The organism is Nocardia sp. CC201C (assembly GCF_030010695.1).
GTDB classification, from domain to species: Bacteria; Actinomycetota; Actinomycetes; order Mycobacteriales; family Mycobacteriaceae; genus Nocardia; species Nocardia otitidiscaviarum.
In genome coordinates, this window is record NZ_JASCXP010000255.1 from 1 (window position 1) to 10541 (window position 10541).

The 10541-nt window shown below is 65.6% G+C and carries 15 protein-coding genes; 12 read left to right on the forward strand and 3 right to left on the reverse strand.

Translation table 11 applies throughout. From position 1 onward, the window contains the following. Positions 1-183 precede the first annotated feature (183 nt). From QK444_RS23735 to QK444_RS23765, 7 genes are all read left to right on the forward strand, one after another. Positions 184-561, forward strand: coding sequence for a DoxX family membrane protein (locus tag QK444_RS23735; RefSeq protein ID WP_282783816.1), 378 nt, complete (start codon positions 184-186; stop codon positions 559-561). Positions 562-882: 321 nt separating this feature from the next. After that, complete coding sequence (locus QK444_RS23740) at positions 883-1548, forward strand: sigma-70 family RNA polymerase sigma factor (protein WP_282783818.1); 666 nt, start codon at positions 883-885, stop codon at positions 1546-1548. Beyond that, positions 1548-1784, forward strand: a complete 237-nt coding sequence (locus tag QK444_RS23745) for a zf-HC2 domain-containing protein (RefSeq protein ID WP_282783820.1) — start codon at positions 1548-1550, stop codon at positions 1782-1784. Before QK444_RS23740 ends, QK444_RS23745 begins: the two co-directional genes overlap by 1 nt. A 243-nt stretch (positions 1785-2027) precedes the next feature. Further along, positions 2028-2399, forward strand: a complete 372-nt coding sequence (locus QK444_RS23750) for a metalloregulator ArsR/SmtB family transcription factor (protein ID WP_282783822.1) — start codon at positions 2028-2030, stop codon at positions 2397-2399. Next, positions 2396-3130, forward strand: coding sequence for an MIP/aquaporin family protein (locus tag QK444_RS23755; RefSeq protein ID WP_282783825.1), 735 nt, complete (start codon positions 2396-2398; stop codon positions 3128-3130). The genes QK444_RS23750 and QK444_RS23755 overlap by 4 nt, the downstream gene beginning before the upstream one ends. 16 nt (positions 3131-3146) lie before the next feature. Beyond that, positions 3147-3560, forward strand: coding sequence for an arsenate reductase ArsC (locus tag QK444_RS23760; protein ID WP_282783826.1), 414 nt, complete (start codon positions 3147-3149; stop codon positions 3558-3560). 89 nt (positions 3561-3649) lie between these two features. Next, on the forward strand, positions 3650-4090 hold the full coding sequence (locus QK444_RS23765) for an SRPBCC domain-containing protein (RefSeq protein WP_039816997.1): 441 nt from the start codon (positions 3650-3652) through the stop codon (positions 4088-4090). 90 nt (positions 4091-4180) lie between these two features. On the opposite strand, the gene QK444_RS23770 is transcribed toward QK444_RS23765, so the two are convergent. Next, a complete protein-coding gene (locus tag QK444_RS23770) occupies positions 4181-4573 on the reverse strand; it encodes a nuclear transport factor 2 family protein (RefSeq protein ID WP_282783829.1) in 393 nt (130 codons plus the stop codon). A 102-nt stretch (positions 4574-4675) separates the two neighbouring features. Between QK444_RS23770 and QK444_RS23775 the strand changes: the two genes are divergently transcribed. After that, the gene (locus QK444_RS23775) at positions 4676-5095 is read left to right on the forward strand and encodes a helix-turn-helix domain-containing protein (protein WP_282783831.1); all 420 of its coding nucleotides are present in this window, start codon (positions 4676-4678) and stop codon (positions 5093-5095) included. A 105-nt stretch (positions 5096-5200) separates the two neighbouring features. Here the strand turns inward: QK444_RS23775 and QK444_RS23780 are convergent, their stop codons facing one another. Then, complete coding sequence (locus QK444_RS23780; protein ID WP_282783833.1) at positions 5201-5629, reverse strand: hypothetical protein; 429 nt, start codon at positions 5627-5629, stop codon at positions 5201-5203. A gap of 101 nt (positions 5630-5730) precedes the next feature. Here QK444_RS23780 and QK444_RS23785 point away from each other — a divergent pair, with 101 nt between their 5' ends. Together QK444_RS23785 and QK444_RS23790 are read left to right on the forward strand one after the other, a co-directional pair. Beyond that, positions 5731-6288: a TetR/AcrR family transcriptional regulator gene (locus tag QK444_RS23785; protein ID WP_282783835.1), complete on the forward strand. Its 558-nt coding sequence runs from the start codon at positions 5731-5733 to the stop codon at positions 6286-6288. Between the two features lie 166 nt (positions 6289-6454). After that, on the forward strand, positions 6455-7090 hold the full coding sequence (locus tag QK444_RS23790) for a hypothetical protein (RefSeq protein WP_282783836.1): 636 nt from the start codon (positions 6455-6457) through the stop codon (positions 7088-7090). A gap of 146 nt (positions 7091-7236) precedes the next feature. On the opposite strand, the gene QK444_RS23795 is transcribed toward QK444_RS23790, so the two are convergent. After that, complete coding sequence (locus QK444_RS23795) at positions 7237-7842, reverse strand: TetR/AcrR family transcriptional regulator (protein ID WP_282783838.1); 606 nt, start codon at positions 7840-7842, stop codon at positions 7237-7239. 135 nt (positions 7843-7977) lie between these two features. On the opposite strand from QK444_RS23795, the gene QK444_RS23800 reads away from it, so the two are divergent. Both QK444_RS23800 and QK444_RS23805 read left to right on the forward strand, forming a co-directional pair. Continuing rightward, entirely contained in the window at positions 7978-8568 is a 591-nt protein-coding gene (locus QK444_RS23800) for a TetR/AcrR family transcriptional regulator (protein WP_282783840.1), read from the forward strand. Positions 8569-8974: 406 nt separating this feature from the next. Further along, the gene (locus QK444_RS23805; RefSeq protein ID WP_282783842.1) at positions 8975-10258 is read left to right on the forward strand and encodes a hypothetical protein; all 1284 of its coding nucleotides are present in this window, start codon (positions 8975-8977) and stop codon (positions 10256-10258) included. Positions 10259-10541 lie beyond the last annotated feature (283 nt).

The window sequence follows — 10541 nt, forward strand, 5'->3', positions numbered from 1 at the left end:
CAGCGTGCGGATGGGTGGTGGCGTGGGGGGGCCCCGCCGCCACACCCCCCCCCCCCGCCCCAACCCCCCCCCCCGGGCGGGGGGGGCGCCGCCCGGGGGGGCGGCGGCGATGCCGACCAGGCCTGGGCGCTCCGCATGCTGGAAAGCCGGGTGTCCGGACGCTGGGCGGTCACAGTCGCGATCGTGCGAATCGTGGTCGGCGCGTTCTTCATCCTCGCCTCCACCTCGAAGTTTCCGTTCTCGAGTTACTACGAGGAAGAAGCGGCCGCGTTCGTGGAGTGGGGCTTCCCGGATTCGGCCCTGATCGTCATTCTGGTCGGCGTGCTCGAGTTGGGCTGTGGGGCGCTGCTCGTCCTCGGCCTCGGTGCCCGTCTGGCCGCTGCCGGGCTCGCAGTCACCATGGTGGGCGCGATCTGCACCGCCGGGATACAAGAGGGCGGCTACTTTCACCTCGGCGTCGCGCCGGCAATGCTGCTCGTCGCACTGGCTCTGACCTGGACCGGAGCAGGCTGGGCGTCATTGGACTCCCGTGTGGCCGCGACAGTGCGGGGCAAGCGATGAACCATTCCGGTGTAGCCGACCCGAGCGACACGTTGGTGCGCCTGGTACCTGCCGAGGCGAAGAACATGGCCGCCGCCGCCCAGCTGCTGGTGGATTTCAACCGGGAATACAATGATCCCGCCCCTGATCCGACATGGCGGGCCGATGTCGACGTTGATCGCGGGCGGAGACACCAGTGTCCTACTCGTCGGTGATCCGGCGGTCGCAGCGGCTGTACTTCGATTCTCGATCACGCCCGCGAACGCGGGGCGACATACATGGATCTGATCGCCAGCGAGCGAAGCCCGGCAGCCCTATCGTCTCGCACACCTGGAGACACGGATGTCGAAATCGAACGCCATAGAGGAAGCCGGCCTGCTCGCCGGCTTGCGGAACGGTGATGCGGCCACGTTCGAGCTCGTCTTGGACAAATGGTCAGGTGGGATGATCCAGGTAGCCAGAAGTTACGTCTCGACCCACGAGTCGGCCTGCGAGGTGGTGCAGGAAACCTGGATCGCCGTCATCCGCGGCATCGACAAATTCGAAGGTCGCTCCTCCTTGCAGACTTGGGTATACCGCGTCTTGGTCAACACGGCCAAACGCCGTGGTCTCCAGGAAGCTCGTAGTGTTCCGATGAGCTCGTTGGCAACAGACACCGGACCCACGGTCGACTCCGCGTTGTTTCGACGCGAGGGAGAGTCGTACGCAGGTCACTGGTGGTCGCCGCCGACACCGTGGCCCTCACCGGAGCAGGCCTTGCTCGACGACGAGGTGCGCGCGGTGATAGCCGAAGCGCTCGAACTTCTGCCTGTTCGACAACGCATGGTGATCAACCTGCGCGATGTGCTCGGCTACGGGTCGCATGAGGTCCGCGAGATACTCGAGATCTCCGCGGCCAACGAGCGAGTATTACTGCATCGTGCGCGTGCTTTCGTCCGAGGACGACTGGAGGAGTACTTCGCCTCGGCCGAGAACACCCACCGGCGAATGGACAGGAAGGTGCCCTGATGGAGAAGATTCACTGCATCGAAATTATCGAACAGGTCACCGACTTTCTCGAAGGCGCCCTGAGTGCGGAAGAAGAGCGACGGTTCCTCGCCCATCTGCAGGATTGCGACGGGTGCGACCGTTATCTCGACCAACTGCGCCACACCATCAACGCGCTGAACCACCAGCCCTCTCCCGGCCTGTCCAATGAGATGAAGAAAGCGCTGCTGGCAGAGTTCCGTTCCCAATCCTACTGAGCGCTTCATCGAACTCGCCCGCAGCGCGCAAACTGAGACCGTGACTGTTCGACGATGTCGTGGGCCAGGGCTGCAATCGTAGGTACCTTGTCGCGCATACGATTCCGACACTTGCATCAGCTTCGCGATCAACCCAACCGGCTGATGCCGCGCAGAGACCATGGCCGCCACCGCTCCCTGACCCACCGCATGTTCACCGGATGTTTGCTTGCCCGCTGATTCGACAACCATCAATATCGATGTGTGTCTAATCGAGAGTTGCCGCTGCTCGAGGCGGGCCCGCCCGGGTGCGAGGTCACCTCCCTGGCTCGCCAACCGCTGACCACCGCGGCGGCCACCGAACTGGCCGCGGTGTTCAAGGCGCTGTCGGATCCGGTGCGGTTGCGGCTGTTGAGCGTGGTGGCCAGCCACACCGGCCAGGAAGCCTGCGTCTGCGATCTGTCGGAGGGCTTCGATGTCAGTCAGCCCACCATCTCCCATCACCTGAAGGTGTTGCGCGCGGCCGGGCTGCTCAGCAGTGAGCGGCGGGGTTCCTGGGTGTACTACCGCGTCGAACCCGCGGCACTGCACCAGCTTTCGCAGCTACTCGGAGGCGGCACGGAGGCGGCGCGATGAGCACGCTGGCCCGGCGGCTGCTGGCCGAGTTCGTCGGGACGGCGCTGCTGGTGTGCGTCGTCGTCGGCTCCGGCATCGCCGCTCAGCAGTTGTCGCCGGAGGATGTGGGCCTGCAACTGCTGGAGAACTCCACCGCCACGGTCTTCGGCCTCGCGGTGCTGATCCTCATCTTCGGCCCGGTGTCCGGCGCGCATTTCAACCCCGTGGTGTCGGCGGCCGATTGGCTGGCGGGCCGACGCCGGGGCACCGGTCTGAGCACCACCGAGCTGCCCGCCTACATCGGCGCGCAGCTCATCGGCGGCGCGCTCGGAGCGGTGCTGGCGAACATCATGTTCGACCTGTCCCCGCTGCAGATCTCCGGTCGCGATCGTGTCACCACCGGACATTTGGTCGGCGAGGTGGTCGCCACCGCCGGGCTGATCGCGGTGATCTTCGCGCTGGCCCGCTCCGGGCGCGCCGCGCTGTCGGCCGCCGCAGTCGGCAGCTATATCGGCGCGGCGTACTGGTTCACCAGTTCCACCTCGTTCGCCAATCCGGCAGTGACGGTCGGCCGGATCTTCTCCGACACCTTCGCCGGTATCGCACCCGCGTCGGCGCCCGCCTTCATATCCGCCCAGATCATCGGTGGCGCACTGGGTTTGGCGCTCATCGTGACCCTGTACCCGGACACGCCGGACACCGCCGACAATGTCGTCGTCCCGCATGCCGACGACGACCGCCCGCTACGCTGAAAGACGCCATCCACCAATGACCACTACTCCCAGTGTGCTTTTCGTCTGCGTCCACAACGCCGGGCGCTCGCAGATGGCCGCCGCCTTCCTGGCCCACCTCGCCGGGGACCGCGTAGAGGTCCGCTCCGCCGGATCCGCACCCGCCGACCAGGTCAATCCGGCCGCCGTGGCCGCCATGCGCGAACTCGGCATCGACATCTCCGCGGCGACCCCCAAGATCCTCACCGCCGACGCCGTCCAGGATTCCGACGTGGTGATCACCATGGGCTGCGGCGACACCTGCCCCTACTTCCCGGGTAAGCGGTACCTGGACTGGAAGCTGGATGATCCGGCCGGGCAGGGTGTCGACGCCGTGCGCGGCATCCGAGACGAGATCGAACGGCGGGTGCGGGGCCTGCTGGACGAGCTCGGCATCGCACCGCACGCGTGACCCGGCACGCACCCGCCTCGAATACCTGAAGCCCGCCGCCACCCATGGAAAGGTGGTGGCATGGCTGGGTGCGTTGAGGTGATTCGTCGATGATGTCCGATCCGGAGCTGAACCCCGCTGCCGTCGAGATCGGCAGTTTCTTCCCACAACCGCCGGACACGGTCTGGCACGCGCTGACCGATCCGGATCTTCTGGAGCAGTGGCTGCTGCGTTCGGTCGGCTTCGCCCCCGCCGTCGGCACCCACTTCATCTTCTCCCTACCCACCCGCCCACCCGGCGAGATCGCCTGCGAGGTCCTGACCGCCGAACCCGCCACCCGACTGACCTTCCGCTGGATCGACCTCCGAGCCGACTACCCCGCCCGCTGGATAGTCGACTGGACCATTCACCCCCAGGGCCGCGGCACCCGCCTCCTCCTCACCCAAACCGGCTTCGACATCGAGGACCGCCGCCAGAAGATGGCCCGCAACGCCATGGAGCGCGGCTGGAAGGGCACCCTGTCCCGCTTGCGCGAACTCCTCGATCGGTGACGTGCACGGATCGGCGCTGTCGTCGGCAGCCGATGGCGGAAGGCTGCCCCGCCTGATCGAACCCGACCGGCGTGAGCCGGGTGCGGACCGCTAGTCCGTGACGGTGAGCAAATGGTCTCCGTAGGGGTTGTCGACGGCGATCTTCCAGGTGGTGTCGGGTTGGCGGCGCAGTGTCGCCACGGACAAGCCCCGTTCGGTGATGGCGGTGCCGTCGGGGGCGGTGCCGGTCATGGTCCAGGGCGCGATATGGACGGCGACATCACCGCTGATCATGACATCGTGGCCGCGGTCGTAGTGGAAGACGGGCGTGACAGCGGCGAAGGCTTCGAAACCGGCCCGCAGGGCGGCGTCGCCGGATACCGGTTTGCCCGGTTCGAACGCCACGGCGGCGTCCTCGGTGTAGTGGCTCAGCACCGCGTCGACATCGCCGCGCTGGAAGGCTTCGGTCATGGCGGCGATGGTGCGAATTACGTCCTGCTGCATGGGGATTCCTCGCTCGCTGGATGCGGCGCCGAGCGGCCGCCGCAGCGACGACTCTAACGTCAACAATTGCATGATGCAATAGTTAACGCCTAGACTGACGACATGAAGCGCGGCGACCGGAAATCGACCTGCCCGATGAACCTCTTCCTCGAGCTCTTCGGCGACCCCTGGACCCTGCTGCTGCTGCGCGACATGCTGCTGCTCGGCAAGCGACGACCCGCCGAATTCCTGGAATCGGACGAGCGCATCTCCACCAACATCCTCACCGACCGCCTCAAGCGCCTCGAGGCGGCGGATATGGTGCGCCGCCGCGGCACCGGCCGGCGCAATCAGGTCCACTACCTCCCCACCGAGAAGGCCGTGGACGTACTGCCCGTGCTCTTCGACATGGCGCTGTGGAGCATGCGCCACGAATCCGATTCCGCCCCACTGCAATCCGTCATCGACCGCATCCGCACCGACCCGGACGCCTATATCGCCGACATCCGCGCCGGCATCACCCGCGAGACCGCGGCGGCCTGAGCCTCGATCGAACGACCAACGAGAGTCGTTGTCACGCAACCTCTTTCATGTCGGAACAATCCGTGTCACCCACCGCGGACGGATGGCACGGACTGTCGCGGTCGTTCAGGACGCGGAGCTCGCGGCGGTGATGGCGGAGACGAGCGCCTCGTCGGTGTAGGAGACCCCGCCGATACCCCACCCGCCCGCGGCGGCGTAGCCGATATTGATCCAGATGTCGGCCACGGGATGGTCCGGCACGGTATGGCGGGCGGCGATCTCGGTCGCCGTGGCGATGAACGCGGCTCGGTCGGCCACCGTGGGCAGACCGATTCCGGGCAGCTTCAGTTCGATCAGCAGTACGGGTCGGTTCACGCCCCCGGTATGGACATGTTCGGGTGCGAGAAGGTGCAGGTGGCCGCCGACCACCGGCGCGAAGAAGGCGTTCCCGGCCAACCCGCTGAAGTCGATCAGGGCTTGGACGAGTTCGGGCACGAGTTCCTTCTCGCCAGCCTCGGTGAGGACGCCGCGGGGTGCGATGACGGTGAAAGGCACGGATGAATCCTGTCTGTATAGACCATCTCTAGTACGCACGTACTAGCGAATGCATCGTGCACTAGTATGGCCGTACTAGTCAAGCCGAGGAGTCGCCGCCCATGACCAAACCCACCCGGGCTCGCATGATCGATGCCGCCGTGGACGCCCTACGCCGCCACGGGCTTTCGGGCATGTCCTTCACCGAGGTGCTCGCCGACAGCGGCGCCGCCCGTGGCGCGATCTACCACCACTTCCCGGGCGGCAAATCCGAACTGGTCGCCGAGGCCGCCCGCCTGCACGGCCGGGAGGTCACCGACCGCCTCGCCGAACTCTCCGGCCCCACCCCCCGCGCCGTGGTCGAATCCTTCCTCACCTTCGCCCGCCCGGTGATCGCCGACGCCACCCACGGCCGCGGCTGCGCCGTCGCGGCCGTCACCACACCCGCCGACACCGACGACCTGTGCCGTCTCGCCGCAACGACTTTCACCGCGTGGGCCGACCAGCTCACCACCGCCCTCACCGCCGCGGGCATGCCCGCGTCCGACGCCGCCGACCTGTCCCAACTCCTGATCACGATGCTCGAAGGCGCCCAGATCCTCTGCCGCGCCACCGGCGACACCACCCCGTTCGACCGGGCCGCACGGGCAGCCCTGGCCGCGGCGCCGCTCCCCCACTGACGAACCCGCTGGCCGCGCCGGGCAGGCACTACACCGCGCTGTTCGCCTCCAGCCTCTGCTGTACGAGTTCCATTGCACGCATGCCTAATTGGAGAACCAGTCGGCCACTCCACTGCTACCGTGACCCCGGCGCGAGAACTGCGCCGGGGAGGAACATTCAATGAGAATGAGGAAGCTCGCGGCGACTACGCTGCTGGCGATTGCAGCGGTGGTTGTCACGAGCGGAACCGCCCATGGCACACCGGATTTCACTCCACAAGGTGACGTGGTGCGAGTCACCGGTCCCGATACGGTCTCCGGGACCGATCACGGAGTGGAATTCACCATGGTGAAGCGCGACAACGGAACCGTCGAAACCACGCTGGAGGGCGGAACCTTCGCGCTCACGGCGGATGGTGTCTCGGTGCTGGACACGGTGGGGTCGGTGGTCGACCAGGTTCCGTTACGCGCCATGTTGAATGACCGCGAGGTAATGGTGGATCCGGTCATCGACCCGACAGGCACCGTACTGACGGCGACGCCCATCGGATACTGGGTACAGAACCCCAGTCCGCGCGAGATGAACACTTACATCGGTATCGCTCTGGGCGCGTTCGCCGGCGCTGCTCTGGGCAATCTGGCCATGCTGATCATCACGATCGCCACCTTCGGAGTCGGCCTGCTCGCCCTACCCTTCGTCGTTATCGGCGCGACACTGCTCGGCGGTGCGATCGGCGGCAAGATCGGTGAGTCCATCCCGGCATCGGACCAGTCGACCGGAGCACAGTATTACGTGCAGTGCTTCGCGGGTATCTGTCACTGATTCGCGGCAGGCGACCCTCCGGTCGCCCTCGACGACGCGGCCCGCTCTTCCCCCGACGGCCCTTGCGGCCGACACGGTGGGCGTGGCCGCACTCGGCCAAGCGTGGAGTTCCCGCTTCCGCCGAAGCGCTGTACGGATGGTCGATGTCAGCCGGTGGCCGCGGTGACGAGTGCCCCGATGAGGCGGCGACTGCGGGCGCTCATCTGGGCGGCGGTCTGCTCGGGGTGGCGCTGCCACCACAGCACGAGTGAGGTCACCGTCCCCATCCAGACGTCGGTGAGCGCGGACAGATCCATCGGATCGGTGAGATCGGTCGCACGCAGTGCAGCGGCGACCCCACGGGCGGCCTGGGCGGCGATCTCGCGACGCGCGGTCCGGACGGCGTCGGCGGCCGGGCCGGTCTCGGGATGCGATCTGTCGAACAGGACCGTCCAGTCGTGCGGGCGCGGCTCCAGTGCGACGAACAGCGCGTCGAGGGTGCGCTGCGCCATCGCCGGATCGCTGCCCGCGGTGATAGCGCCCTCGATCGCCTCCGACAGGATCGCGGCGGCACGGCGCACGCAGGCAATGTACAGCTTGTCCTTGGACTGGAAATAGGTGTAGACCAGCGGCTTGGAGATACCGGCACGCTGCGCGACCTCCACCGGCGAGAGCCCCGCGTAGCCGACGCGCCCGATCTCGGCCACGGCGGCATCGAGAATCGACTGCTCCCGTTCCGCGCGCGGGACGCCCTTGGTTCCGGCTGTACTCACATTGCCCATCCAACCATTGGCTCGACCGGCCTCCGGCAGCCGATCGGCCCGGTGCGGAGGCGAAATGGTGGGAGTGCGCCCCACGGCATCCCAACGAGCCAATACGAGACGTGCCGTCTTGTTAAAATGGATCCCATGGCCACCCACCCCGCCCCCACCCGTCGCCGCGAGAGTTCGCGCATCGCCATCCTCGACGCCACCCGCGCCCTGCTCGGCGAGGTCCCGTACCCGAAGCTGACCATCGAGTCGATCGCCGCCCGCGCCGGGGTCGGCAAGCAGACCATCTACCGCTGGTGGGATTCCAAGGGCGCGGTGGTGCTCGACTCCTTGCTCGCGGTGAGTGAACACCCGGACGGCACCGGGATCGAATTCCCGGATTCCGGCGACTTGGCCGCGGACCTGAAAGCGGTATTGCGCGCCACCACAGCCGAATTCGCCGATCCCGCGTTCAGCGCCCCGATCCGCGCCGTGATGATCGAGGTCATCGCCGACCCCGCCCTCGCCGCTACCTACCGAGAGAAACTCCAACAACCCACCCAAGAAGCGATCCTCACCCGCTTGCGCAGCGCCCAACACGCCGGCCAACTCCGCCACGACGCCGACCTCCCCCTCCTCATCGACATGCTCTACGCCCCCCTCACTAACCGCTGGCTCCTCCATTCGCCCACCCTCGACGACGCCTTCGCCGACGCCGTGGTCGACGCCGTTCTGCACGGATTCGCCTAGGGCGTCCCATAGCCCATTACGGCCGCGCTCATACGAAGGTCTAGCGTGCCGAAGCCACAGGGCCGAATCATGTTTGACTACAACAACCCCAGTATGGCTTGATTGCGAACGACACAGGGACGCCCAGAGCGTTCGATCTGATCTGGCCGCCCATCGAAGTAGCAGAACGCCACGGAGGCCCGCCGAATGCAACTCTGCACAGCGTGTGGCGCTGAGCTCACCACCGATATCCTGAGCAGTTGCGCAATCTGCGGCTCAACCGAGCTGATACCTGGCGAAAAGCCCAAAACTACCACAGGGTTTCGTATAAGCTTCACGGTTTTCGGATGCGAGAGCTGTGGGCAGGTCGTAGGGGGGCGCCGACAGCGCTACAGATCAGTGCTCGAAGTGCGGTACCGAACTCGAGTTGGTCGATAGGCAGGCAGAGGCCCGCGCACAACATTTCGGCGCCGATCTGGTCTGGCAGCAGGAACGACTCGAGTTTGTACAGAACCTGGAATTCTCCGACAGCGGTGCCCGTATGACCGCCGATGACTTCCGGCGGTGGCTCGTGACATCGTTCGAAACCACTATGGTGTGGGCAGATCGACTTCCGCTGCATATGGGAGAAGGCGACTTCGATGACCCCGCCGCACCCCACACGGTGACTGCTTGGTCGAATTTACTGGCGCTGACAAATGAGATGCTCGACCTCGCAGTAGAACTGAAATCAACTCCATCCCCCCCAACCTTGCTCGCAACACATCGCGCGTTGACTACTGGCGTGCTGCTCTTCAGCTCAGCGACGGTCGGATTCTTCACCACGTTGACCGCCCCGACCGTGGAGGTCGCCCGCGAACGGATGCGCAATGGTCAAGAGATGCTGAACTCCGCATGCGACGTTATCGTTCAGGCTGCCGGCCTGATGACACCGCTCAAGATCGACGAGATTGCCAGCACGAGCGGATCCTCACTGATATCGGTTTTCCCCGAAATGGCCGCCGTTGCTAAGCGAGACCCGGTGATGCTCCGGCCGCTAATTCCGCTCGTGACAGTCGCCAGGGGGATGCACGATCAACAACGCCGTGAGCGTCGCGCTGTAGCAGTCCGGTCCGCGTTCGACGCCGCGGCTGCCACGAATGCTCATTGGATCGATGACTTCGACTTCATGTTGGCGACGTGCTCGGCAGCTTGGCGAAGGCTAATCGTCCAGCACCAGCGGCTGACTCAACTCCTGGAAGCCGACGATCGATTACGACCAGGGTGGGTCGACGACCTGCTGGATGTCGGAGCAAAGATAGTAGAAGGCCCGTATCGGGCGTACGGAAACGTTGTGTTGGACGCACTGAAAGTGGCGCGCGGCTCTCTCACTGCTCTCAGCCCTGCGACGGCCGGAACAGCTCCGTTCAGCAAGGTGCGAGCCGACTTAGCTGTTGAGTGTCCCGAGTTGGCTGAGAATGTACGCCCGATCATCCGGAACGCCTCCGCGCACTACGACTATCACGTTCAAGGCGAAGTCGTTCGGATAAGACACCTTCATGGCGGCGGGCCACCGATAGTGGAGACCCACACTTTCGATGACCTACTCACTGCCGTTTCCAATCTGTCCGAGCACACGATGGCGATGGCAATCGGAGTGACTGGTTGGGTATGGTCGAACAGCCCAGTTCCGGATCGCGAACGATTTCGACGCGACTGGCTGACTGCCTGACTCGTCCACGACTTCTAGTCCGTTCGGCCCCTTCCTCCTTAGCCTCTACTACCGAGATCGAATTCGTCTCGTCCGCGTTGACCACCCGATTCGAACCGACCATTCGAGCCCCAGTGACTGCATCTCACCGAGTCCACAATTGGACCCACAAACCTCCCTCGCCCTCGTCCGAGGGTTTACTTCCTCCAGGGGATCAGGACCGTTCGATCATCGCTCGGAACTCATCAGCGTTCGGGCCACTGATCTCGTACGTGACCGCTGCGGGCCTGTCGGGGCCGACCCC

Excerpts from the sequence above, each read along its gene's own strand:
- QK444_RS23740 (WP_282783818.1), top strand. The coding sequence starts at position 883 with ATGTCGAAATCGAACGCCATAGAGGAAGCCGGCCTGCTCGCCGGCTTG.
- QK444_RS23755 (WP_282783825.1), top strand. The coding sequence starts at position 2,396 with ATGAGCACGCTGGCCCGGCGGCTGCTGGCCGAGTTCGTCGGGACGGCG.
- QK444_RS23775 (WP_282783831.1), top strand. The coding sequence starts at position 4,676 with ATGAAGCGCGGCGACCGGAAATCGACCTGCCCGATGAACCTCTTCCTC.
- QK444_RS23765 (WP_039816997.1), top strand. The coding sequence starts at position 3,650 with ATGATGTCCGATCCGGAGCTGAACCCCGCTGCCGTCGAGATCGGCAGT.
- QK444_RS23800 (WP_282783840.1), top strand. The coding sequence starts at position 7,978 with ATGGCCACCCACCCCGCCCCCACCCGTCGCCGCGAGAGTTCGCGCATC.
- QK444_RS23790 (WP_282783836.1), top strand. The coding sequence starts at position 6,455 with ATGAGGAAGCTCGCGGCGACTACGCTGCTGGCGATTGCAGCGGTGGTT.
- QK444_RS23770 (WP_282783829.1), bottom strand. The coding sequence starts at position 4,573 with ATGCAGCAGGACGTAATTCGCACCATCGCCGCCATGACCGAAGCCTTC.
- QK444_RS23745 (WP_282783820.1), top strand. The coding sequence starts at position 1,548 with ATGGAGAAGATTCACTGCATCGAAATTATCGAACAGGTCACCGACTTT.
- QK444_RS23760 (WP_282783826.1), top strand. The coding sequence starts at position 3,147 with ATGACCACTACTCCCAGTGTGCTTTTCGTCTGCGTCCACAACGCCGGG.
- QK444_RS23785 (WP_282783835.1), top strand. The coding sequence starts at position 5,731 with ATGACCAAACCCACCCGGGCTCGCATGATCGATGCCGCCGTGGACGCC.